We start from the raw sequence: 25014 nt of genomic DNA, 5'->3' as shown, positions 1-25014 counted from the left end.
TGATCTCTTATTTCAGTTCAAGATATTCTATGATTCGCAACCTGCCTTTTCTTTTGAAGGGTGACAACCTGGAAAAGAAGCTGCGCTTAACCTTATTGATCACCGGGATTTCCAGTATTCTGGCTGGTATTTATATGGCATTTTTTAATGTTGCCAATGGGCATCAGGATATTGCCTGTCTTTACGTATTTGGCATCGCTTTGGGGAGTTATATCACTGGTGCAGCCTTTTGCGGCGGGTTACAGCGCAACCTGTACATCATTGTTCATGCGCTATTAGTGATGATTGTCACTTTGATGCTGCTGGACAATTATCATGTAGCAGGCAAGCGCTCGGAATATAATTACTTACTGGCATTAACGATTGGATCGGTACTGGTCATGCGACAGCATTCAGCTTATCTCAGTAAAGTTTTCCCGTTAATTTGTCTTATAGTCTATTTGATGTTTATCGTCACGGGACTGACATTTCAGAACGGCGCATTCCAGTTGGATATCCCTGAGGAAAAAGGGTTCTATATTGTCAACTGCAGCGTGCCCATTATTGCGTTGTTATTAACAGTGTTTACCTCGCGTGGCGATTATTCTGAAACAGATTTGATCAAGCGAGAACTCTCAAACGCCATTGAGAAAAATGAGCTGGAACTTTACTACCAGCCACAAGTTGATGCGGAAAAAAAACTGATTGGTTTTGAAGCCTTGCTGCGTTGGAAACATCCGGTGAAAGGGTTTATTTCACCGGAAGTATTCATACCCATCGCAGAAAAAAGTGGCCTGATTATCGAGATTGGAAAATGGGTGATGGAACGGACTCTGCAACAGATCTCCGATTGGGATAGCAGATATAACTTCAAAAAATTAATGTTTTCCATCAACATTAGCCCTTTGCAATTAATGCACCGCGATTTCACTCAGGATACGCTGCTAACGCTTTCACACCACGGAATCAGTCCAAAACGACTAAAATTCGAGATCACTGAAACCGCCTTTATTTATGACCAGAAAAGAATCGGATCGGTGATTGCTCATTTTAGTCAGCTTGGCATTAAATGGGCGATCGATGACTTTGGCGTAGGTTATTCATCGCTGAAGTCGATCAGTGATTTTGCTATTGATGATATCAAAATCGATAAATCGCTGATCATGCATATTTTTGAAAACGAATCTGCCGCCATTGTCGTGCATAAAACCATCGAACTGTCGCGTGAAATGGGATTAAACGTGCTGGCTGAAGGTATCGAAAGCGAAGAGTATTTCGATTACCTGCGCGATAAGGGATGTCACCTGTTCCAGGGCTACCACTTTGCCCGTCCACTGCCTGCGGGAGAAGCTGCATTGTGGATTCGTAAAGCCACAACATAAGAGGTTTGCAATGGCGGCGACTGAGCCGCCATTATGCGCAGGATTAAAATATCGCTTTAGCGATAGTTAACGCCAGTCCTAACGTGACGAGTTGCATTGAAACCATCCATTTGGTTTGTTTGTTCAGTGCCTGATACAGATCGCCCCTGATCGCCAGTACATCCGCTTTGGTCGCGTAATTTTCCTTTACAGACGCAACATCGCCTTTCACTTCTCGAACCTCCGACCGCACTTCCGCTATTTCTAATTTGACTTCAACGATTTCCGTCCTGATCTCTGCCATATCCTGTTTAGTGGCATAATTCGACTTAATAACGGCAACATCTGTAGCGATGATTGCAACCGACTCTTCCAGCTTCCTGACTCTTGACTCCATGACAACGCCTCCCAATCTCGGCCACTTAATTTGTCTGCACTGTACGGATCGTGCGTGGCAGATATTAAGTTGACCTCTTATATTTTCAATTAACATGTTAACCCCAATCTGTTTATGCGTTGATTGGGTAATGCAGGTTAAGCCAGACCTGTTTAAACTCCTTTTTTACTCTTTTTCAACCTCACATTCCCTCTGGAAACGCCAATATCGCATTTCGCCGACAAGCAAAACGATACCGATCCTTGTAAGAGAAGATAAAAAAACCATCTGAAGCGATTAATTAAATGCAAGGCGAGATTATTTCACGGTTAAAAATCGAAATTCACCTTTTAAATCATGCGTAAAATAAATAAAAGAATGAATGGATGAATGAATGAATGAATGAATGAATTCACAATAACGCTGAAAAACAAAAACTCACAACCATTAAGCTGTGAGTTTTCTCTCAATTAATAAATAAATCCTTTACTGATACACAATCCCAGGCGGATTGACCTGTGACGCTTCCACGCCCTCCTCCTGTTCTCCCCAACGCGCCAACACCTGTTGATATTGCCCACTGGCTATCGCCCCATTGATCGCCTGCTGCAATGCCGTATCCAGACCATTGCCTTTTTTAGTGGTTACTGCCACCCAGGCGCGGAACGGACCGTGACCAACGATTTTGGTTTGACCGCGTGAAGCCACTTTCCATGCGGCCATCGCTTGTGGACCAAAAGACGCGTCCGCCCGCCCGGAGAGCAACGCCAGCGTCGCTGAGGCATCATCATTGAGATAAATTGGCTGAACCGGTGCCAGACCTTGCGCGCGGTTTTTCGCATCCCAACTCAGCAAAATTTTCTCCTGGTTGGTGCCGGAACCGACAATAATGCGTTTACCCGCCACATCTTCACGCCCTTTAATCGCCGTAATCGCACTGTTTGTTTTCACGGCAAACGCATGATTATCCGCCCGGTAAGTGGCGAAATCGAACTTCTTCTTACGCTCTTCCGTCACAGCGATATTGAACATCGCCACATCATAACGTCCTGCGGTGATGCCCAGCGGCCAGTCTTCCCAGGCGGCCGGTACCAGTTTGAGTTTTAAGCCTAAACTGTCGGCCAGTAAACGGGCAAAATCAGGGTCGCTACCAATCAGCGTTTTGTTATCCGATGCCCACAAGCCAATCGGTGGTGAATTCGATGCCGAAGTCGCCACCGTCAAATAGCCCGGCGTGACAAAATGGAAACCGGCCGGAATGTTGGCAATCGCCTGCGGGTTAGCCGGAATGTTGATCGGCGTTTCGTTGTTTTTGCATCCAGCGTTTCAGCGGCCAGCAGGGGCGAACTGAACAACCACGCCGCCAGCGCGCTGACTATGACTCTTTCCATTACAGCACTCGCGCCAAAAATCGTTTCGTACGTTCATGGCGCGGCTGATTCAACACCTGGTGCGTGCTGCCCTGCTCGACGATGCGGCCATCGACCATAAACACCACCTGATCCGCCACTTCGCGCGCAAAGCCAATCTCGTGCGTCACAATCACCAGCGTCGTACCGGATCGCGCCAGCTTCTTGATCACGTCCAACACCTCGCCCACTAACTCGGGATCGAGCGCCGAGGTCGGTTCATCGAACAGCATCACGCGCGGATTCAGCATCAATGCACGCGCAATCGCGATACGCTGCTGCTGTCCACCCGAAAGGTGGCGCGGCCAGGCATCGGCTTTATGGCGCAAGCCCACGATATCCAACAATTCACCCGCGCGCTCAATCGCCTCACGTCGTGATAATTGACGATGGGCAATCGGTGCCTCGATCAGGTTTTCCAGCACCGTAAGATGTGGGAACAAATTAAAGTTCTGGAACACATAACCGACGTTGATGCGCTGGCGTAAAATCGCCTTCTCTTTCAGCTCATACAACTTATTGCCACGACGCTGATAACCGATGTAATCGCCGTCGATCTGAATAAAGCCTTCGTCAACCCGCTCCAGATGATTAATGGTGCGCAGCAGCGTGGATTTACCGGAACCCGACGGGCCGAGAATGACCGTCACCGAGCCCGGCTCCAGCTCCAGTGACACCTCGTCCAGCGCTTTATGTATGCCAAACGACTTGCTGACGCCGGTAATGCTGATGGCACCGGTAGTGTGCAGAGAGCGATAATCAATGGCTTCGGACATGGGACAGCTCCTCATTGGCGGTGGCAGAACGGTTGCGCCATTGACGCCAGCGCGAGGGTTGCGGTTCACGCGTCACGCTGCGGGCCAGCGAACGTTCAACGCTGTGCTGCAACAGTGACAGTACGGTGGTAATAATCAGATACCAGGCCGCGCCCACCATTAATAATGGGATCACCTGCTGGGTGCGGTTGTAGATCATCTGGATGGTGTAAAACAGTTCCGGCATCGCCAGCACGTACACCATTGAAGTGCCCTTGGCGAGGCTGATGATTTCGTTAAACGTGGTGGGAATAATGGCGCGCAATGCTTGTGGCAGGATGATGCGGAAGGTCCGACGGGATGAAGATAATCCCAGTGCTGACGCCGCTTCGAACTGGCCGTGATCGACACCCAAAAAGCCGCCGCGAATAATCTCCGCACTGTAGGCGCTCTGCACCAGCGTCAAACCAATCACCGCTGCCGGGAACTGCCCCAGCACATTAATGGTCTGGAAATGCCCCCACGACCATGCCGTGAAGGGCACGCCGAGCGAGAGCGTGTCGTACAGATAGGAGAAGTTATACAGAATGATCAGCACCACAATCAGCGGCAGCGAGCGGAATAGCCAAATGTAGCCAAACGCCAGCGTGCTCAATAACCATGAAGAAGAGAGCCGTGCCAGCGCCAGCAGGCCGCCGAAAAACAGGCTCAAAACCGTACCGAACAACGTCAGCAATAGCGTTTGCCCCAGCCCATACAGGATCACCGGATCAAAGAACCAGCGGGCAAACACGCTCCATTCCCAACGTGGATTGAAGGCCACCGAATCAATCACGCTGGCCAAAATAAACAGTGCGACCAACGCCCCGATGATCCGCCCCGGATAACGTGCAGGGACCACGGTTAAGTGTTGTTGCTTACTCATTTCAACTCCTTAACTGGCTTGCGCCACGCTATGCACATCAATCACCTTGAGGAAGCGTAAACGCCCGTCATGAGGTGGCTGACTGTAGATTTCCATATCTTCCAGCAGCGCAAACTGCGGCTGATAACCGTGGCCGATATAGAGCTTTACCGCTTCCGGCTGACGAAATCCGGTGGTCAGGAACACGCGCTGATAGCCCGCACGCAACGCACGACGCTCAAGCTCTTGCAAAATCAGCAGCGCTAAACCCTGACGACGCAAATCGCTTCGGGTCCAGATGCGCTTAAACTCGGCGGTCACCGCGTCATAAGGTTTATAAGCGCCCATCGCGATGATCTCGCCGTCACGCTCCAGCACGATAAACAGCCCACGCGGTGGCAGATACCATTCGGTCAGCTCAACCTCGTTGGCGCTTTTGAAGAAGTCGCCGTAACGGGCAGCGTATTCACCAAACAGGCCGGTGATAATCGGCTGTAACTCAGCGGCTTCAGGATGCACTTCGCGGAAAAATTGCTGGCTCATGCTATCTCCTTAGTCGCCAAGACCGGCCGGGTTGATTTCAGAGTGGTCCAGACGCTCCACGCCTTCACCCCAGCGATTCAGCACCTTGTCGTAGTCACCGTTTTTGATCACGCCGTTGAGCGCGGTGTTAACTGGCTGTACCAGACCGTTATCTTTTTCACCGTCACCGCGATGTGTGCGGCTTTCGGCCAACCACCGTCCACGCTGCCCACCAGTTTGGTTTGATGAGTTAACGCGGCTTTCCACGCGCCAATCACGTTCGGACCGAAATAGGCATCGGCGCGCCCCGCCTGCAGCGCCAGCGTTTGGGCGGCATCATCTTTGGTGTAAACCGGCGTGAATGGCTTCAGCCCTTTCGCCTGGTTCTCTTTATCCCACGCCAGCAGGATCGCTTCCTGGTTGGTGCCAGAACCTACAATGATGCGCAGCCCGGCGATGTCTTCGGCCTTGTTCAATGATTTAATCTGGCTGCTGGATTTCACGTAGAAACCCAGGGAATCTTTGCGATAGGTGGCGAAATCGAAGCGCTCTTTACGCTCTTTGGTGACGGTGACGTTAGTAATGGCCGCATCATATTTGCCGGAAGCCACACCGAGCGGCCAGTCTTCCCACGAAGTCGGGACCACATTGAGCTTCAGCCCCAGGCTATCGGCGACCAGACGCGCGATATCCACTTCGCTACCGAGCAGGGTTTTGTTGTCATCGCTGAACACCGTCAACGGCGGCGAGTTCAGTGCGGCCACCGCCACGGTAAATGAGCCCGGTACGGCAAACTTATGTCCGGCAGGAATTTGTGCCACCGCAGCCGGATTTTTGGCGGTATTCACCGGCGTTTTATTGGCTTCGATACTGATCTGCTGACCGTTAACCGCCACTTCTTCAGCCAAAGCTGCACTGCTTAAACTCAGCAACATCAGCGCAATAAGGGATTTCTTCTGCATAGCGTGTTTTCTCTTTAATTTATTGTTGTGTGAACTGATTAACGGGATCTTTCAGACCGAAACTGGCACGCAGCGTGGTGCCAGGGTATTCCCTGCGGGTCAGGCCGCGCGCTTGCAAGATAGGGATAACGCGATCGACAAAGCGTTCGAAGGTATCCGGCGTGCCGCCCTGGATAATGAAGCCATCGGTGGCTTCCGTTTCAAACCACAGCTGTAAGCCATCCGCCACCTCTTCTGGCGTGCCAAAGAACAGCGGGCGCGGCGTGGCAGCTTCCAGCGCGGCCTGACGCAGCGTATGACCGTGCTCGATTGCTTTGCGTTTGATTTCATCAGTGGTGCTACGGAAGCTGTTTTGGCCGATATCGCCAATGTTCGGGAAAGGCTCATCAAGCGGATACTGCGAGAAGTCGTGGTGATCGAAGAAGCGACCGAGATAATTCAATGCATCTTTAATGGAAACCAGTGCGGCGGTAGTTTGATACTGACGCTCAACGTCTTCAGCATCGTCGCCAACAATCACGCCAACGCCCTGGAAGATATGCAGATCCTGCGGCTCACGTCCGTTTGCTACCAGCTGCTTTTTCACATCTTTATAGAAAGCCTGCGCCTCTTCGCGCGTCGGCTGATGGGTAAAGATGGCATCGGCGTGACGGGCTGCCAGCTTTTTACCATCCTCTGATGCACCGGCCTGAAATACGATCGGACGTCCCTGCGGCGTGCGTTCGATGTTCAGTGGTCCCTGCACCTGGAAGAAATCACCGTGGTGATTGAGGGTATGAAGTTTGGCCGCGTCAAAGAACTGGCCGCTCTCTTTGTTCCGCACAAAGGCATCGTTTTCCCACGAATCCCACAGCCCTTTCACCACCTGCAAATACTCGTCGGCGATGCGATAGCGCAGCGCGTGCTCCGGATGCTGCTGACGCGAAAAGTTCTTGGCCGACCCTTCTAATGGCGAGGTCACCACGTTCCAGCCCGCACGCCCGCCACTGAGATGATCGAGGCTGGCAAACTGGCGCGCGACGGTGAACGGTTCGCTGTATGAAGTGGAGACCGTTCCGACCAATCCTAAATGTTCTGTCACGCCCGCCAGCGCGGAAAGCAGCGTCAGCGGTTCGAAGCGGTTGAGAAAATGAGGAATCGATTTTTCATTGATAAACAACCCATCGGCGACAAACAGAAAATCCAGCTTGCCGGCTTCTGCCTTGCGCGCGATGTGCTTCGCATAGTCAAAATTGATGCTGGCATTGGCCTGTGCCGCCGGATGACGCCAGGCGGACATATTGCCAGATGCGCCATGCAGAATGGTGCCGAGTCGCAGTTGTCTTGCAGTCATAGTGTTCTCTCTTTTCCATGGCATAGCCTGATGGCGACGGTTTCGTCGCCATACAGAGCGGAGGATATTGGTAAGGGGTGCTAACTCAGAATGGCGTCACGACATCGTGCATTAAGGTGCTGCAAAGCCTGCTGCGCCAGTTGGGTGAAGTAATGCGCGGCAGGGGCAATCAATGTTTCATCGGGGTTGAAGCCGCCGTGGTGCAGACCAAATTCGCTGGCGCTGCCAATGCTGACAAACGCGCCGGGAATCTGCTGCAGGTAATATGCAAAATCTTCGCCGCCGAGGTGCAGTTCTGCGGTTTGCACGCGATAACCCACCTGCTGTGCAATCTCGCTGGCAAACTGCGCCCAGCGCGCATCGTTTTCTAACACCGGCGGGCCCGGATGCCAGCTGAACGTCGCGGTAGCACCGTTCGCCGCAGCAATTTGCTCGACAATCTGTCGCGCGCGCTGTTCAAGTTGTGCACGCACCTGCTTGTCATGGGTGCGTACCGTGCCGCCAAACTCGGCTTCACCCGGTAAAGTATTGCCGGATTGACCGGCATCGATGCGGGTCACGCTCAACACCAAACTATCCAGCGTGTTAAAACTGCGGCTGGTGAGGGATTGCAGTGCCTGAATGATCTGACTGGCCACGAGGATGGCATCCACGCCCTGTTCAGGGCTGGCGACGCGCACAACAAACTTGTCGGCATTGGCGTAAAACGCCCCGCCGCGCGTGGCGAAAGCACCCGTCGGTAAGCCTGGTTCGTTGTGCATACCAAAGATCGCCTGCACATCTTGCAGCACGCCAGCATGGATAAACTTTCGCGCACCGGTGGCGTTTTCTTCGGCTGGCTGGAACAGAATACGGATGCGTCCCGGCAGTTGATCTTGCAGCGCGTGGAGTTGCAGTGCCGCGCCGAGCATCACCGCGCTGTGCACATCATGGCCGCACGCGTGCATCACGCCCGCATTTCGCGAACGGTATGGGAGGCCGGTGGCTTCATGAATCGGCAGGGCATCAATATCAGCTCGCAACGCGATCAGCGTTTCACCCTGACCCACTTCAACCACCAGACCGGTTTCCAGCGGATAATCGAGCAACCGCAAGCCAGCGTCCTGTAGCCAGCGGCGCAAACGTGCCGTGGTTTCTACCTCATATCCAGACAGCTCAGGCCAGCTGTGCAGCTCGCGTCGCCAGTCAATCAGTTGCTGTTCGCTTGTGTGAGTCATGGTTATCTCCGGATTACGCCGCAACCAGTCGATGAGTTGCCAGCAGTTCGAGAGACTTCACTCGCGCCTGCTCCTCGGCAATCGGGGTATCAATCACAAACTCTTCAATGCCAAAATTCTGGTGCAGAGCGTCCAGTTTGGCGTGCACCTGTGCGGCAGTGCCTTTTAGCAACGATGGCGTGCGCGGCTCAATGACATAATCGGTGTAACCGCCCTGACGCACGTAACGTTCAGCTTGCTCAACGCTGCCCACGTTGACGCTCGGACCGTCTTTCACATTGACGTGATAGACGCGCAGATTATCCACCAGCAAGTCAGCTTCAGCGGGTGAATCGGCGACCACCACCTGCACGGCCACCAGCGCCTGCTTGCCGTTGCTATGTTGGCGATAACTATTAAGCACTTGTTCCATCAACAGCGGATCGCCATTGTGATGTGCAGCAAACACCAGTTGCCAGCCCAGTTCTGCTGCCAGTCGGGCACTTTGCTCACTGGCACCCAGCAGGAATCGGTTTGCCGGACGTGGCGGCTGCGGCGTGGCGCGCAGAATCTCTTCATCTCCGACCGGTGGGACATTAAGCCAGCTATCCAGCAGTGACAGTTGTTCAGCAAAGTTGCCCTTCTCGTCCTGATGAATACCTTGCTGTAAGGCGCGGGTGGAGAGCGGTAAGCCACCTGGCGCTTTACCCACACCGAGATCGATACGGCCTGGCGCGAGTGAAGCTAACAGGTTGAAGTTTTCGGCGACTTTATAAGGACTGTAGTGTTGCAACATCACGCCACCGGACCCGACGCGAATATGCTGTGTCTGGCCAATGATCCACGCAATCAGCAGTTCAGGAGAGGGGCTCGCCAGGCGGTCAGTATTGTGATGCTCTGCCAGCCAGAAACGGTGATAGCCCCAGCCTTCAGCCTGCTGCGCCAGCTGTAACGTGCGATGCAGGGCATGCGAAGCGCTCTCTCCATCGGCTATCGGCGATTTATCTAACAAGCTCAGTCGATATGACATACGCCAAATCCTTTTTCTCAATGATTATGGCGAGCAGTGTGTGATGGCGGCGGGTAATGGGTAAAACATATTATTGTCGTATGCATTATTAATTAATGCATATTGAGATATTACGAGATAACAAAAGTTAAATAGTAGCGATAAAACAGAAGGTTATTTAATTATCAATGATAATTTATAGGGTTAAGTGCACATCAGAAACTAATTGGGAATGGTTTGCAAAAATGAATATAAGCCTACACAAAAATGCATTTTAAAGGGTTATTAAATGGCGTGAACCGCACCGGTTTGAATTCCGGCACGGTGACATTCTTATCTCAGCCCCATTCTCTTAGCTGATGCGTATGCTTACGCCGTTTTAGCGGCCTCGTACTCTTCATCGCTGACTTTCTCCAGCCACTCAACCACCTTGCCGTTTTCAGCTTCAGCGATAGCAATGTGCGACATGCTGTTTTCCGGTGCGGCGCCATGCCAATGTTTCACGCCTGCGGGGATCCACACGATATCGCCCGGTCGGATATCACGTGCTTCACCGCCCCACTCCTGCACACGCCCCAGACCGGCGGTCACAATCAGCGTTTGCCCGAGCGGATGGGTATGCCATGCCGTGCGCGCGGAGGGTTCAAAGGTCACGGTCGCGCCGCCAATACGTGCAGGTTCGCTTCCCTGAAACGGCGCATCAATACGCACCGTACCGGTGAAATACTCTGAGTTGCCTTTTACAGAAGGTTTTTCACCACTTTGCCAAACAGTGATCATCGATGTGTTCTCCTTTGCAGAAACAGCTGAGACAGATAACGCCAGTATGAGTGCAGCAGCAATTCTCAATATCTGGGCTCCGTACTTCAGGTTCGGGTGATGACCGCTCTGGAACGGGCGGCCACATTGATTGCAGGTAAAAGTGTAGGACCCTGAGGATTGATTGATAAGGTAGTGAAATCAGGATGGGTTTATGAACAAAATTCACTAATAGACGCTATCAGTTGATCAGGCTTGATAGCGCACCGCTTCAATCAATTTAGAGAACGCCGCTGTATGCTGCTTGCGGCTGGGATAATACAAATAGTAACCACTAAAGGGTTCACACCAGTCGATCAATACGCACTGCAGCAGACCTTCATCGATATATTTCTGTACAGAATCTTCAGGGGCATACAAAATCCCCATGCCGCTAAGTGCTGCTTCAATACGCGAGCTGAGGTTATTGAAAATGAGCTGACCTTCAACCTTAACGCGAATCTCTTTTTTATCTTTGGTGAATTCCCAGTTATACAATCCACCCAATGTCGGCAAACGCATATTGATACAGTTGTGATGCTGCAACTCGTAGGGTGTTTCAGGAATGCCGTGATGTCTAAAATACTCGGGGGTGGCAACCACCAGCATTCTCCAGTCTGGGCCGATGCGCACCGCCACCATATCTTTTTCCACCTGCTCACCTAATCTCACCCCCGCATCAAAACGACCGCTAACGATGTCGGTTAGCGTGTTATCGACGGAGAGTTCAATATTCACGTCAGGATATTCCTGGAGGTATGGCTTGATTAATGGCCATAGCGTGGAGTGCAGCGCATGTTCCCCGGCGGTAATGCGGATATTGCCCGAAGTCCGCGTCTGGTGTTCAGTCAATGCCACCAGCGCTTTTTCAATATCTGACATCAAGGGCGCGATATTCTGTATAAGCTGTTCACCGGCTTCGGTGGGTGCCACGCTGCGGGTGGTGCGCGTCAACAGTCGCGTATTAAGCCGCTCTTCAAGACCGCGCACGGCATGGCTTAGCGCGGATTGAGAGACACCCAACCTGGCGGCGGCACGGGTAAAACTGCGTTCCTGAGCGACCATCACCAGATACACTAAATCGCTGAAATTTTCTCTTAACATCGCCTACTCACTTCTCCGTCCAGGTCTACTGAAGCTATCACAAACAAACTGTACTTAAGCGTTGTCTCATCTCACGCACGTCAACGCAGGCCTTCAATTTACGCGCATTACTCTTTAGCATCTGCCTAACGGACGGGTTCACTTTACGATGCATTATTAATGAGCCGAGCTAATAAACCCTAGCTGATTACTGGGTCTAATCAAATCAATCTCCTGACGTTATGCTCTCTAAAACTCACGCAAGGATATCTTCATGCCAGGTATAAAACTAAATAACGGTTTCGACATGCCCCTGCTGGGCTTTGGCGTTTTTCAGATGACGGATGCCACCGAGTGCGAACGCGCAGTGATTGATGCTATCGAAACCGGCTATCGCCTGATCGACACAGCGGCCTCTTATCAAAACGAAACACAGGTTGGTAATGCACTACAGCAAAGCGGTGTTGCGCGCGACGAGTTGTTTGTCACCACCAAATTGTGGCTACAGGATACAAACTATGAAGGCGCAAAAGCACAGTTTGAACGCTCCTTGAATCGACTGCAGATGGACTATGTCGATCTTTATCTGATCCACCAACCGTACGGCGATGTACATGGCGCGTGGCGTGCGATGGAAAAACTGTACGAAGCCGGCAAAATTAAAGCCATTGGCGTCAGCAACTTCCAGCCCGATCGCCTGGCCGATCTCATCGCCTTTAACAAGGTTGTGCCCGCCGTAAATCAGATTGAAGTGAATCCCTTCCAGCAGCAACTGCAGGCCGTGCCGTGGATGAAGAGTCGAAACATCCAGCCAGAAGCATGGGCGCCCTTTGCCGAAGGTAAAAACGGTTTGTTCCAGCATCCGGTTTTGGCTGCGATAGGCGAAAAGCATGGCAAAAGTGTGGGCCAGGTGGTGTTGCGTTGGATCTTCCAGCGTGGCGTGGTCTCTCTCGCAAAATCAGTGCGCAAAGCGCGCATGGCAGAAAATATCAACGTGCTCGATTTTGAATTAAGTAGCGATGAAATGGGCCGCATTACCGCGTTGGATACCGCAACCAGCGCCTTCTTCTCGCATCGCGATCCGGCCATGGTGGAGTGGCTGACCGGTCGAAAACTCGACGTTTAATCCGCTCAAAACAACCTGAAGGAGTAACACATGCAAACTCGATTTCTGGGCAACGCAAAACTTGAGGTCTCAGCTATTGGCCTTGGCTGTATGGGACTGAGCTTCGGTTATGGACCTGCAGTCAGTAAGCAGCATGCCATTGAACTGATACGCAGCGCCTACGAAAAGGGCGTGACGTTTTTTGATACGGCGGAAGTTTATGGTCCTTACCTCAATGAAGAGGTGGTGGGTGAAGCGCTAGCCCCGTATCGCGACAAAGTCGTGATTGCCACCAAGTTTGGCTTCACCTTTGGCGATGATAATAAGCAGCAGAACCTCAACAGCCGACCGGATCATATTCGCCATGCCATCGAAGGCTCATTAAAGCGCCTGAAAACCGATGTGATTGACCTGTATTATCAACATCGGGTTGATCCTGAGGTGCCAATTGAGGACGTCGCGGGCACGATTAAAGATCTGATCGCTGAAGGGAAAGTAAAACACTTTGGCTTATCTGAAGCCGGTCCCGAGACCATTAAGCGTGCGCATGCCATTCAACCGGTGACCGCGTTACAAAGCGAATACTCGATGTGGTGGCGCGAGCCGGAAGAAAAAATCCTGCCTCTGCTTGAAGAGTTAGGCATTGGTTTTGTACCCTTCTCCCCTCTCGGTAAAGGTTTTCTGACCGGCACCATCGATGCGCAAATGACATTTGGTGACGATGACTTCCGCAGCAAAGTGCCGCGATTTGCGGCCGAGGCCAGGGAAGCCAACCTGCAACTGGTGACGTTGGTACAAAGTATCGCGAGTGAAAATGGCGTGACGCCTGCGCAAATTGCGCTTGCCTGGTTGCTGGCGCAAAAACCATGGATTGTGCCTATTCCCGGAACGACAAAATTGCATCGTCTGGCCGAGAATCTCGCCGCCGCCCCTATTTCATTAAACCAAAATGAAATTAATAAGATTACGGTCGCCCTGCAGGCCATCGATATTATTGGCGCACGTTATCCCGAAGCCATGCAAGCTCGCGTCGGCCGATAAAGCTGAGGTTATTAAATCTTTCCTATATATAGCGTAAGGGGCGCATCCTGGTGCGCCCACATCCCGTCTCAACAATATTGATCGTTTACGCAAAACAATGCCAATATTTGATGGTTTCCACAAAATAATGTGGGATTAATTTACGGCTATTTATTTTTTTCGCAAAAGCTTAGTGCAATTCCTTGGTTCTACTCGCGAGTGCGGCATTTGATGATGAAATCCGCCCGTCGGGCTATTGAATCATAAGGAATTCACCATGAGTAAGCATTTTCACTTGCAGGCATTGAGCTTAGCCCTGCTGACAGGGATATTTAGCGCGCACGCGGCGGACACTCCGGTCAAGGGTGGCACGCTGGTGTATCTTGAGCAGCAACCGCATACCAACCTCTATCCGCCTGCCGGTGGTTTCTACCCGAACGGCGGCATTCTCAACCAGATCACCGATAAACTGACGTGGCAAAATCCGAAAACGCTGCAGGTGGAACCCTGGGTGGCCGAAAGCTGGAGCAGCAACGCCGATAAAACCGAGTACACCTTTAAGATTCGGCCGGGCGTGACATTCTCCGATGGCACGCCGCTCGATGCCAACGCAGTAGCCAAAAACTTTGATACCTACGGCCTCGGTAATAAAGCCCTGCGCTTGCCGGTTTCGGAAGTGATTAATAACTACGATCACAGCGAAGTTGTCGATCCCCTGACGGTGAAATTCTATTTCAAAAAACCGTCTCCGGGATTTTTGCAGGGCACCGCAACCATCGGTTCCGGATTAGTCTCTCTTAGTACCCTGCAACGTAGCCTCGATCAACTGGGTGACGCGCGCCATATTATTGGCTCCGGTCCGTTTGTGGTCAGTGATGAAAAACTCGGGCGTGAAGTCGATCTCACCGCGCGTAAAGATTATCAGTGGGGCCCGAAAAATATCGCTCAACAAGGCCCAGCTAATCTCGATGGCATCAAGATTATCGTCACGCCGGAAGACAGCGTGCGTATCGGTGCCCTGCTGGCAGGCCAGGCGGACTTTATCCGTCAGGTGCAGGCCTATGACGAAAAACAGGCGCAGCAGCAAAACTTCCCGATTTACGCCGCACCCACGCGCGGTGTGAATGACAGCATCAGCTTCCGTCCTGATAATCCGCTGGTCAGTGACCTGAAGGTGCGCCAGGCGCTGTTGCACGCCACTAACGCGCAGCAAGTGGTGCAGACACTGTTCTCGCCTAACTATCCGCAGGCCACATCGGTTATCGCCAATTCGGCAGCCGGTTACGTCAATCTCGCCGACAAGTTGAAGTACGACCCAACCCTGGCAAAACAGCTGCTTGATGAAGCGGGCTGGAAGGTCGGTAGCGACGGCATCCGTGAGAAAGAGGGTAAAAAACTCGCCCTCGCCATCTACGAATCCGTGCCACAGCCGCAAAACAAAGAGGTGCTGCAACTGGTGGCGCAACAGTGGCGTCAGGTGGGTGTCGCCTTAACGGTGAAAGCCGGTGATGCGGGCAGCGCCACGCTGGATAATCTTGATCCGCTGAAAACGCCGCTTAACGTCACGGAAGTGGGCCGCGCCGATCCCGATGTGATCAAAAGCAGTTTCTACCCCACCAACCGCAACGTACTGCTGCAAAAAGGCGGCTCCAGCGACAAGGTGCAAAACTTCCGCGACGATAAGCTGAATGCGCTGCTGGTGGATATCTCAGCGGAAGTGGATCCGGCTAAACGCCTCGCCCTGACCGGCGATGCCCAACGCTATCTGCTCGATCAGGCTTACGTGATCCCGATCTTTGAAGAGCCGCAGGTGTTCGCGGGGGCTCCATGGTTTAAAGGCGTGAGCTTTGAAGCGGTGGGTCGTCCTTCGTTCTACGGCGCGTGGCTGGAAAAACACTAAGGCAGGCTGATGATGCAACGTTCTCTGCTGCGAAGAGTGGGTCAAAGCGTGCTGGTATTGTGGGCCGCGTTTACCCTGTCGTTCTTACTGCTGCAGGTGCTGCCGGGCGATGCGGTGTTGATTAAGTTTCAGAATCCGGATCTGGGCTTGAGCCCGGATCAGATCGCTGAGATGCGGCTGGCCTATGGCGCGGATAATCCCCTGTGGCAGCAATATTTCCATACGCTGCTGGCGATGCTACATGGTGATTTTGGCTATTCGGTGCAGGCCGGTGTGTCAGTGAGCGATCTGTTGATCAGCAACCTGCCCGCCACGCTGCAATTGGCACTGCTGGGCTTTGCGCTGGCCACATTACTGGCCTTTACGCTGGCGGCACTGTCCCGGCTACCCGCGCTGCGTATGCTGCGTTCGTTGCTGCAATCCGTTCCTGCGCTGTTTATCTCGCTGCCGACCTTCTGGCTCGGCATCGCGTTAATTCAGCTGTTCTCCTTCCAGCTGCGCTGGATACCGGTGATCAATCCGTCGCCGTTGCAGGGGTTAATCCTGCCGGTGGTCACGGTGGCGATCCCGATCTCCGCGCCGCTGGCACAAATTCTGTTGCGCAGTATCGATCAAATCTCGACACAGCCGTTTGTAGCCGTCGCACGGGCCAAAGGCGCCAGCGCCAGTCGCGTGCTGTGGCGACACGTGATGCGCAATGCGCTGCTGCCGGTACTTAACGTAGCCGGTCTGCTGTTGGGCGAGTTGATCGCCGGCGCGCTGATCACTGAAACCGTATTTGGGCTCAGCGGCATCGGCCAACTGACGCAGCAGGCGGTCAATAATCAGGATGTCGCCGTGCTGCAAGCGGTGGTGATGATCTCTGCACTGGCCTTTGTACTGATTAATCTGCTGGTCGATGTGCTGATGCCACTGTTCGATCCCCGTCTGCAACCTATCGCCGGAGGAAACCGATGAGCCTCGTCGATTACGCCACCGCCCGCCAGCGCGGTGCCACCCCACGTCCGCAACGCCACTTGCAGATCCAGCCCGGACTTTGGCTGGCCTGGGCCGTGATGCTGCTGGCCCTGCTGGCCGCATTCGCGCCGGGATTATTGACCCATTACAGCCCGACACAAGGAGTCCCCGGCGCGCAACGTTTAGCGCCACAGGCCGCGTATTGGCTCGGGACCGATCAACTCGGCCGCGATCTGTTTACCCGCATTGTTTACGGCGCATCACAGTCGCTGGCAGCCGCGTTTGCCGCCGTGGCGATGGGCCTGATTGGCGGCACCGCTCTCGGCGTATTAGCGGGTGCCGTAGGCGGACGCACGGAAAACACCCTGATGCGCCTTGTTGATGTGCTGCTCTCGATTCCATCACTGCTGCTGTCACTTAGCGTACTGATTCTGCTGGGATTTGGCACGGTGCATGCCGCGCTGGCCGTGGGGATTGCCTCCATTGCCAGCTTTGCCCGCCTTGCGCGTGGCGAAGTGGTGCGCGTGCGTCGCAGTGAATATGTCGAAGCGGCCTATGGCAGCGGCGGCAGTTTTTGGCACGTGCTGTGGCGACACATCTTACCCAACTCGCTGACGGCAGTGATTGCCTTCGCCGCACTGCAGTTTGGCCAGGCGATTCTGGCGCTTTCCACCCTGAGTTTCCTGGGTTATGGCACACCGCCACCCACGCCAGAATGGGGATTACTGATTGCTGAGGGGCGTAACTATCTGGCAACCGCCTGGTGGCTGACCACTTTCCCTGGCGTCGTGGTGGTGGCCGTGGTGCTGGCCGCGAATCGTATTAGCCAACAGATTGCTGGAGGTGACGCATGAGTGCATTACTCGCAATAGAAAATCTTACCCTCAGCTATCAACAGCGCGGGCAGTGGCGTGAAGTGGTGCACAACGTGAGCTTCACTTTGCAGCCGGGTGAAATGGTGGCATTAGTGGGTGAATCCGGCTCCGGTAAAACCACCACTGCACAGGCGATTATTGGCCTGCTGGCCGAAAATGGTCGCCGCGACAGCGGCAAGATCGTATTAAACGGCACCGACATTGCCAACTGGTCGGCGAGGCGCATGGACGGCCTGCGCGGCGTCAGTATCAGTCTGGTACCACAGGATCCCGGCAACTCACTCAACCCGGTAAAACCATCGGCGATCAGGTGGGTGAAATGCTGCAACTGCATCAGAAAATCAGCAAGTCTGAACGCCAGCAGCGCGTGCTGGAACTGCTGGAAAAAGTTGGACTGAGCCATCCGCAACAGCGACTGACGCAGTATCCACATCAGCTTTCTGGCGGCATGAAGCAGCGGGTGTTGATTGCTATCGCCCTCGCCTTGCGTCCGCAAATTATCATCGCGGATGAGCCGACCAGCGCACTGGATGTCACGGTGCAGAAGCGCATTCTGGATCTGCTGGATATGCTGCGCCGTGAATCAGGGACCGCCGTGCTGTTTGTCACGCACGATCTGGGGTTGGCGGCCGAACGCGCCGACCGGCTTCTGGTCTTTCGTCACGGAGAGATTCAGGAACAGGGTCCAGCCGCACAGGTGTTTAACGCGCCGCAACATCCTTATACACAGCAGCTGCTGCAGGATGCCTCGCCTGACTCCACGGCGCTGTCGATCCCGCCCCAGGCAAAATTCTCGACCCCGGCGATCCAGCTTGCTGCCATCAACAAGCAGTTCTCGCTCGGGAAACAGCAGCTGCTGCAGGTCGCCAAACAGGTCAGCCTGACGGTGGCACGCGGCACCACGCACGCGCTGGTGGGTGAATCCGGTTCCGGTAAAACCACGCTGGCGCGGATTCTACTGGGATTTGAACAGGCTGACAGCGGACGCGTGGTGATCGATGGCATTGATGCCAGTGCGCTGCGCGGTGAAGCCCTGCGCCAACTCCGACGCAAGATCCAGTTCGTGTACCAGAATCCGTTTGCATCACTGGATCCGCGCCAGACACTGTTCGCCATCATTGAAGAGCCGCTGCGCAATTTTGAAAAACTCAGTACCGATGTGCGCCGCCAGCGGGTTGAAGCCGTGGCTCAGCGCGTGGCATTGCCCGTGGAATTACTCACACGCAAGCCGCGTGAACTCTCTGGGGGTCAACGCCAGCGCGTGGCGATAGCCCGCGCACTGATCCTGCAACCGTCGATTTTAGTGCTGGATGAAGCCACCTCGGCGCTGGACGTTACCGTACAGGCGCAGATCTTGCAGCTATTGCAACAGCTGCAACAAGAGCTGGGATTGACCTATCTGTTTATCACCCACGATCTCGCCACGGTGCGCCGCATCGCGCACAGCGTCACCGTTCTACGCGCTGGCGAAGTGGTCGAACAAGGTGACACCGTCACCTTATTTAGCGCCCCTCAGCATCCTTACACCCGAGCGCTGATTGAGGCTATTCCCGCTATCCGTCCGCCGATCAAGGAGTCAGCATGACGCGTAAACGCATTGGGTTTTTCACCCGCCTGCTGGATGAAGTGTCAGCGAAAGAGCGCTATCGCCTCGCGACCGAACAGATTCAGCACGCCGAACGTCTGGGATTCGACAGCGCCTGGATCGCCCAACATCATTTTCATGAGAAGGAAGGCGGTTTACCTTCTCCGCTGGTTTTCCTCGCCCACGTGGCTGCGCAGACCCGCACGATTCGTCTCGGCACCGGTATCATCACGCTGGCTATGGAAAACGCGCTGCGCGTGGCGGAGGATGCCGCCGTACTGGATCTGCTTAGCCATGAAAGGCTGGAGGTCGGGCTGGGATCGGGCGGCACGCAAACCTCTTTTCTGCCCTTTGGCTTAACCATCGATCAACGCGCCAGCGTGTTTGCCGACCAGTTGCACACGCTGCTCAGCGCCTGGCGCGGCGATACGCTTGCGCACCCGGATAATCATCTTTATCCGCCCGCCCCAACGCTGGCACAGCGCGTGTGGATCGCCACATTCTCGGTTGAAGGTGCCACACGTGCGGGTGCCGCTGGCCATGGTTTGATGTTGTCTCGCACGCAGTCACGTCCGCCGGGCCAGCCTGATTTACCGCTGGATGCCATTCAAAATCCGATGATCGATGCCTATCTGGCCGCGCTACCGGCTGATATTGCCCCGCGCATTCTCGCCTCGCGCACCGCGTTTGTCGCTGATTCGAATGATTATGCGCGCCGCCTCGCGGAGCCGGGATTGCAGCGTCAGGCTGAACAGTTCCAGGCTGCTGGCCACGTTATCACAGGCCATACGCTGGAAAGCCATGCGCGCCAGCTTGATGCGCACTTTGGTGATGCGCCTGCGGTGTTGGCGTCATTGCGCGCGGACTCCACCTTGCAACGCGTCACCGATATCACTTTCCAGGTGCACTCGATCGATCCGCCACACGCTGACATTCTGCGTTCCATTGAATTAATCGCTGACCATATCGCCCCTGAGCTGCGCGCTCTGGGTAACGTTTAACAGGAGAACATGATGTCTCAACCCGTTGATTTACTCTCTGCATTAGCGGACATCGATCCCGCTTCAGAATTGGCCCAGGCGCGTGCTGAACGCCACGCCGCCACGCAACATACGCAGGGCAGCTACGAGGTGCTCTTTAGTCAGGATGATTCCGACTTGCCTTTGCCATCTCGCTTTGCCTTAGCCGCACTGATTGCCGGCTGGCACGGCGCCACCCGCTTACAAGCCCACTATCAACAACAGGTGACGACCACCACGCCGGATGCGCGTGTCGCCAGCGGCCACGCTTTTGCTGAGCTGTTAAGCCTGCACCCCGTCGATGCGACGCCGCAGCATATTGAACGCCTTCAACAGGCAGGATGGACACCTCGCGGCATCGTAACCCTCGCGCAACTCATCGCCTTTGTTAGTTTCCAGAGTCGTCTGTTAACTGGCCTGCGTTTACTGTCCGGAGAAGAAACTGCCACGCAGACGCACGCCGTGGCAGGCACATGGCACGACGCGCCACGTACGCTGAGTGGTCAAACCGCGCTCACCGCCTTCACGCAGCAAGAGTTAGGCTGGGAAGCCTGGCTGGCGGCCAAACCGCTTAATGAATTCACAGCAGATGAACAGGCTACCCTGAAGAAGAATGGTCACAGCGACTCCGACTACTTCCGTTTGCTGGCGCGCAATTTGCCGTTACTGGAACAACGTACCCTCACCGACAAAGGCATCTTCTACACCTCTGGCGGATTATCTCGCGCGGAACGTGAACTGGCCGCCACGGTGGTCAGCAAGGTGAATGGCTGCATCTATTGCGCCTCTGTCCATGCGCGTAAAGCCAGCCAGCTGTCTAAGGATGAGCCAGCGGTGCAGAAGTTACTCAACGTTGCACCGGGCGCAGAGCTGGCACACGGCCAATCACCACGCTGGGCGGCAATGATTGATCTGGTCGCGACGCTTTCCATCACCCCCGCAGCCGCGAGCCTGCAGCAGGTGCAAAGGTTGCGCGATCAGGCTTCACCACACTGGAACTGCTGGATGTGATCCAGTCCGCCGCGTTCTTTGCCTGGGCAAACCGCTTGATGCTGACGCTGGGCGAACCTTTTTTACCCGAACAATCACAAGGATGACCATGACTGGTAAAACACTTCCCGCACAGCGTTTTCATATCACCCTGACCGGAAAAGGCGCGCACGCCGCACGGCCACATGAGGGTATTGATGTGATTGTAATCGGCAGCCATATCATTTCCGCACTGTATGCGCTGCCGGGGCGACATCGACAATGGACGCTGGGCGTCACGCGCATCACCGCCGGTAACAGTTGGAATGTGCTACCTCAGACGGCGGAAATAGAAGGCATTGTTCGCAGTCAGGATCAGTACACCGATGCACAAATCACCACCCTGATTGCCGGCATCGCCGCTGGTTTTGGTGCCGAAACGCACGTCAACTGGCAACCCCTGTCAGCAACCGAACCGGGCGCGCCAGCATGGGCGCTGTGACAATGAGAGCAAGGAGGAAAGCGATGGCGATTTCAGTACCGGCTCCCCGTCTTGATCATGTGGTGATCAATGTGGCAGATCAGTTGGATGACGCCAGTGCGCTGTTTCGCCGATTAGGGTTTCAGCTTACTGAACGCGGCCATCATTCACTCGGCTCCAGTAACCATCTGGCGGTGTTTGGTGATAACTACCTTGAGTTGCTGGGCTTTGAAGCGGGGCGTGCCAATCTGCGCCATGATGTTTGGCAGTCACCGATTGGCCTAAGCGGTTTGGTATGGAAGACTGACGATGCCGATGCGGTATGGCGTTATCTGGAGAGCCAGGACATTGATGGCGATCTGCCGGCCAGCTTCTTCCGTCCGGTACAGTTACCGGATGGCACCGAAGATCAGGCGCGTTTCCGCACCGTACAGTTACGGCCTGCGCTGGTGCCAAATGGCCGCAGTTTCTTCTGCCAGCACGAAACACCTCAAGCGGTGTGGCAGGATGCATGGCGTCAGCATCCCAACGGCGTGACCGACATTGTCGAGTTTGTGGTGGTGGCGCAGGATCCTGCGGCAGCGGCGCAGCCTTACAGTCGACTTTTCGGCGGGGATAAGCTCACCGCCTGCCAGGAAGGTGCATTTGTATTAAAAACCGGCGTGGCGACCGTGCGTTTTGCGGCCGCAGAGTATGTCACGCAACGTTTCGCTGGCTTACCGCTCGATTACAACGGCAGTGCACGCATGGCGGCATTGAGCTTGCGTAGTACAGACCTGCGCAAGGTGAAGGCCAGTTTGTTACTGGGTGATATCCCGTTTCATGAAGAGGATGCTGCCCTTATCGTCAGCGCTGAACATGCGTTTGGCGTGGCGCTGCGGTTTCAGCAGTCAGCTTGAGTTTTGCGGGCGGCCCAGGGGCCGCACCCTTTAAATTGCGCTTTTGAGCTGTGCTCGCGCGGTGTAGAAACGACGATACGATAAATACGCAGCAATAATCGTCGAGAGGCTGGCGGTGCCGATCAGCATAAAAGTGACCATAATCTGATATTTGATCGCTTTTACCGGATCGATACCGGCAAAAATCAATCCTGACATCATGCCTGGCAAACTGACAAGTCCCACGGTTTTCGCCGCATCTACCGTCGGGATCATTGCCGCGCGAATGCTGTCGCGAATCAGACGACCCGAGGCCATTTTTATCGTGGCGCCTAAACTCAGCATCTCCAAAATCTTCTGCCGGTTATCGCTGAATCGTTGGTTAAGATTGCTGTAGCACAGCCCTACTGCCACCATCGCATTGCCCGCGATCATGCCGGAAATCGGGATCACCTGCATCGGGATGAATTCTATAGCGCCGCTCAACAACAAAATCGTCAGGGTAAGCGTGGTGCCGCTGGCGATCGCCACGAAAGAGATGATCAGCGCGTGGTCAATATTGCGGCTACGTTTACGCGCATTCAGTGCCGCATTCACGCAGATAAATAGCACCATTAAAAGGGTCAGCCAGCGGTTATTGATGTCAAAGATCGACTTAAGTACATAACCCACTATCACCAGTTGCACGATGGCGCGGCACACGCTCCAGATGATGTCCTTACCCATGCCGAGCTTCTCTTTCTGACTGATCAGCAGTGCAATCACCACCAGCATCAGTGAAAGCAACAATGAGTTATCGCTAATATTATGCTGGCTCATGGGTCACCCCTTTTTCCGGTGTCTCCAGCCGCAACACTTTTCGGCGTGCTGGATCTCATTCACATCATGACTGATCCACACCACCGCCATCCGCTGGTGATCCACTAACTGACGAATCAGCGCCTGTATCGCGATTTTGTTTTCCTCATCTAACGCGCTGGTGACTTCATCCAGTAGCAGCACCTGCGGCGAGAATTGCAGGTTTCGCAGCAGCCCGACGCGCTGTTTTTCACCACCGGACAACTGTTCAACCGGTTTATCCAGCATGTCCGCGTTGAGATGAACACTCTCCAGCGAGGCGATCAGCTTGTCGCGAGCTGGCTTCTGCTGGCGAATCTGCCACGGCAGTGCCAGATTGTCGAAGACCGTGTCACCAAACAGCTGCGGCGTCTGAAAACAGTAAGAGACCTGTTGACGATACTGTTCGGGTTTCAAGGTCGCGATATCACGCCCCTCAAGGCGGATCGTTCCGGTAGTCGGAGCCAGTAATGAGGCCAGAATTTTTAACAACGTACTCTTACCGCTGCCCGAGGGGCCGGTCAGCAGGAGAAAATCACCGGCATGCAGTTGCAGTGAAACCGGCGCCAGGAGCGTTTGACCCTGCATGGCATAAGTGACCCCTTGAGCATCAAGCAGGGGAATATCGGTGGTCATGATGGCTTCCAAAAATAAGTGGGGAGACTCAGGACTTTTGAGTTTTTCGCGCGCCGGGACGGGTTAACGCGTTACTGATTTCATAAAGCTTGCTCATGCTATTCATGGTCGCGACCGGCGCAGTGGCAGCCAGCCCCAGCACCAAAATCTCCAGACAGATCATCGGTGTCGCATGCACCGGCATTTTGTCCGTTTCGCGGCTACGCGGGATCTCAATGGTGACATCTGAACGTTGGGCAAAAATACTGTCGGGCGCGCCGGTGAGCACAATGATTTTCATCCCCAGCCGCTGTGCTTCAGTCACGGTGACCAATCCTTCAGGATGTGCGCTGCTTTGCACCAACATAATCAGTACATCGGCATGGCGCATCTCGGCAATCTGTTCGCTGAGGGCAATGCCGGTGCGGTTAAGCACATAGGACGCGGTGCCGTTACGTTTAAACAGCCGCGCGGTGTAATCGGCAAGAATGGCTGAAGCACCGATGCCAAAGATCGCCACCCTATCCGCCTGTTGCAATAAATCGATGGCCTGCTGAATCGCCTCTCTGTTCGCTGACGTCGCCAGGACATCGCAACTCATGCGATAACTATCCAGCACGAAATCAACGCTCCCTTTGGCGTCTTGCGACAACGCATTGACCGTAGAGGCGACGCGCGCCGGCGAGCGCTGCGTCACGCCCAGATACTCTGCCGTCACAATTTTAAGATCGCGGTAGCCGGAAAATCCCAGCGCCTGAATGGCACGGATCACCGTAGCATCCGAGGTTTGCGTATCGATTGCGATGCCCAACGCGGTTTTATCCAGCACCGCACTCCGATGCTGTTGAATGTAGTACGCCACTTTATACAGGCGAGGCGTGAGCTGATGTTTACAGGCATGAAAGCGTTCGCCGTAGAGATCATAAGGGCGTTTGCTGGTTTTCGGTGCAGTATCGCTCACTGGAATGGACACCTTTAAAGGAGTGAGTTGGGTCAAATGCACGGTTGCGTCGTGACAAAGTCATGCGAGGATAATCCAGAACCCATGCAGAATCAAAGCCGATGCAGACTCGCTCATGATGATAT

Annotated in this window: 20 protein-coding genes and 5 pseudogenes; 11 read left to right on the top strand and 14 right to left on the bottom strand. The window is 54.2% G+C overall.

Features of this window, described 5'->3' with window-relative positions; all coding sequences use genetic code 11:
• Nucleotides 1-29 precede the first annotated feature (29 nt).
• Nucleotides 30-1361: a putative bifunctional diguanylate cyclase/phosphodiesterase gene (locus HA45_RS04765; RefSeq protein ID WP_240629290.1), complete on the top strand. Its 1332-nt coding sequence runs from the start codon at nt 30-32 to the stop codon at nt 1359-1361.
• A 43-nt stretch (nt 1362-1404) separates the two neighbouring features.
• Here the strand turns inward: HA45_RS04765 and HA45_RS04760 are convergent, their stop codons facing one another.
• From HA45_RS04760 to HA45_RS04710, 11 genes and pseudogenes are all read right to left on the bottom strand, one after another.
• Complete coding sequence (locus HA45_RS04760) at nt 1405-1737, bottom strand: hypothetical protein (RefSeq protein WP_100704019.1); 333 nt, start codon at nt 1735-1737, stop codon at nt 1405-1407.
• 465 nt (nt 1738-2202) lie between these two features.
• Nucleotides 2203-3107: pseudogene (locus HA45_RS04755) on the bottom strand (ABC transporter substrate-binding protein).
• Nucleotides 3107-3901, bottom strand: a complete 795-nt coding sequence (locus HA45_RS04750) for an amino acid ABC transporter ATP-binding protein (protein WP_100704021.1) — start codon at nt 3899-3901, stop codon at nt 3107-3109. Before HA45_RS04750 ends, HA45_RS04755 begins: the two are co-directional and overlap by 1 nt.
• Entirely contained in the window at nt 3885-4805 is a 921-nt protein-coding gene (locus HA45_RS04745) for an amino acid ABC transporter permease (protein ID WP_100704022.1), read from the bottom strand. The genes HA45_RS04750 and HA45_RS04745 overlap by 17 nt, the downstream gene beginning before the upstream one ends.
• A gap of 9 nt (nt 4806-4814) precedes the next feature.
• Nucleotides 4815-5327 carry a GNAT family N-acetyltransferase gene (locus HA45_RS04740; RefSeq protein WP_100704023.1) on the bottom strand — a complete coding sequence of 171 codons (513 nt, stop codon included), beginning with the start codon at nt 5325-5327 and terminating at the stop codon, nt 4815-4817.
• Between the two features lie 9 nt (nt 5328-5336).
• A pseudogene (locus tag HA45_RS04735) lies at nt 5337-6268 on the bottom strand (ABC transporter substrate-binding protein).
• 19 nt (nt 6269-6287) lie between these two features.
• Nucleotides 6288-7601 (bottom strand): LLM class flavin-dependent oxidoreductase, encoded by a 1314-nt coding sequence (locus tag HA45_RS04730; RefSeq protein WP_100704025.1) that lies wholly within the window; start codon nt 7599-7601, stop codon nt 6288-6290.
• An 80-nt stretch (nt 7602-7681) separates the two neighbouring features.
• Entirely contained in the window at nt 7682-8818 is a 1137-nt protein-coding gene (locus HA45_RS04725; RefSeq protein ID WP_100704026.1) for an amidohydrolase, read from the bottom strand.
• Between the two features lie 13 nt (nt 8819-8831).
• Nucleotides 8832-9827 (bottom strand): MsnO8 family LLM class oxidoreductase, encoded by a 996-nt coding sequence (locus HA45_RS04720; RefSeq protein ID WP_100704027.1) that lies wholly within the window; start codon nt 9825-9827, stop codon nt 8832-8834.
• Nucleotides 9828-10175: 348 nt separating this feature from the next.
• Nucleotides 10176-10586, bottom strand: a complete 411-nt coding sequence (locus tag HA45_RS04715) for a (R)-mandelonitrile lyase (RefSeq protein ID WP_100704028.1) — start codon at nt 10584-10586, stop codon at nt 10176-10178.
• Nucleotides 10587-10814: 228 nt separating this feature from the next.
• On the bottom strand, nt 10815-11708 hold the full coding sequence (locus HA45_RS04710; RefSeq protein ID WP_100704029.1) for a LysR family transcriptional regulator: 894 nt from the start codon (nt 11706-11708) through the stop codon (nt 10815-10817).
• Between the two features lie 253 nt (nt 11709-11961).
• Between HA45_RS04710 and HA45_RS04705 the strand changes: the two genes are divergently transcribed.
• The 10 genes and pseudogenes from HA45_RS04705 (at nt 11962) to HA45_RS04660 (ending at nt 22497) form a co-directional block, all read left to right on the top strand.
• Nucleotides 11962-12813 carry an aldo/keto reductase gene (locus HA45_RS04705; protein WP_100704030.1) on the top strand — a complete coding sequence of 284 codons (852 nt, stop codon included), beginning with the start codon at nt 11962-11964 and terminating at the stop codon, nt 12811-12813.
• A gap of 30 nt (nt 12814-12843) precedes the next feature.
• A complete protein-coding gene (locus HA45_RS04700) occupies nt 12844-13833 on the top strand; it encodes an aldo/keto reductase (RefSeq protein WP_100704031.1) in 990 nt (329 codons plus the stop codon).
• A gap of 256 nt (nt 13834-14089) precedes the next feature.
• Nucleotides 14090-15712 carry a TIGR04028 family ABC transporter substrate-binding protein gene (locus tag HA45_RS04695; protein ID WP_100704032.1) on the top strand — a complete coding sequence of 541 codons (1623 nt, stop codon included), beginning with the start codon at nt 14090-14092 and terminating at the stop codon, nt 15710-15712.
• Nucleotides 15713-15724: 12 nt separating this feature from the next.
• The gene (locus HA45_RS04690; RefSeq protein WP_205960984.1) at nt 15725-16669 is read left to right on the top strand and encodes an ABC transporter permease; all 945 of its coding nucleotides are present in this window, start codon (nt 15725-15727) and stop codon (nt 16667-16669) included.
• A complete protein-coding gene (locus tag HA45_RS04685) occupies nt 16666-17523 on the top strand; it encodes an ABC transporter permease (protein WP_100704034.1) in 858 nt (285 codons plus the stop codon). Before HA45_RS04690 ends, HA45_RS04685 begins: the two co-directional genes overlap by 4 nt.
• A pseudogene (locus tag HA45_RS04680) lies at nt 17520-19129 on the top strand (dipeptide ABC transporter ATP-binding protein). Before HA45_RS04685 ends, HA45_RS04680 begins: the two are co-directional and overlap by 4 nt.
• Nucleotides 19126-20130, top strand: coding sequence for a putative FMN-dependent luciferase-like monooxygenase (locus HA45_RS04675; RefSeq protein WP_100704036.1), 1005 nt, complete (start codon nt 19126-19128; stop codon nt 20128-20130). Before HA45_RS04680 ends, HA45_RS04675 begins: the two are co-directional and overlap by 4 nt.
• Nucleotides 20131-20142: 12 nt before the next feature.
• Nucleotides 20143-21245 (top strand): annotated as a pseudogene (locus tag HA45_RS04670) (alkylhydroperoxidase domain protein).
• 2 nt (nt 21246-21247) lie between these two features.
• Nucleotides 21248-21619: a peptidase dimerization domain-containing protein gene (locus HA45_RS04665; RefSeq protein ID WP_240629291.1), complete on the top strand. Its 372-nt coding sequence runs from the start codon at nt 21248-21250 to the stop codon at nt 21617-21619.
• A gap of 23 nt (nt 21620-21642) precedes the next feature.
• Nucleotides 21643-22497, top strand: a complete 855-nt coding sequence (locus tag HA45_RS04660) for a VOC family protein (RefSeq protein ID WP_100704039.1) — start codon at nt 21643-21645, stop codon at nt 22495-22497.
• A gap of 30 nt (nt 22498-22527) precedes the next feature.
• On the opposite strand, the gene fetB is transcribed toward HA45_RS04660, so the two are convergent.
• The 3 genes and pseudogenes from fetB to HA45_RS04645 form a co-directional block, all read right to left on the bottom strand.
• Nucleotides 22528-23295 (bottom strand): iron efflux ABC transporter permease subunit FetB, encoded by a 768-nt coding sequence (gene fetB / locus HA45_RS04655; protein WP_100704040.1) that lies wholly within the window; start codon nt 23293-23295, stop codon nt 22528-22530.
• A pseudogene (gene fetA, locus HA45_RS04650) lies at nt 23282-23949 on the bottom strand (iron efflux ABC transporter ATP-binding subunit FetA). The gene fetB and the pseudogene fetA overlap by 14 nt, the downstream one beginning before the upstream one ends.
• A 28-nt stretch (nt 23950-23977) precedes the next feature.
• On the bottom strand, nt 23978-24889 hold the full coding sequence (locus tag HA45_RS04645) for a MurR/RpiR family transcriptional regulator (RefSeq protein WP_100704042.1): 912 nt from the start codon (nt 24887-24889) through the stop codon (nt 23978-23980).
• Nucleotides 24890-25014 lie beyond the last annotated feature (125 nt).

Origin of the sequence: Pantoea rodasii (genome assembly GCF_002095465.1) — a bacterium.
Taxonomy (GTDB): Bacteria; Pseudomonadota; Gammaproteobacteria; order Enterobacterales; family Enterobacteriaceae; genus Pantoea; species Pantoea rodasii.
Note: the sequence above shows the minus strand (reverse complement) of the source record. Positions and strands in the feature narration are given on the sequence as shown.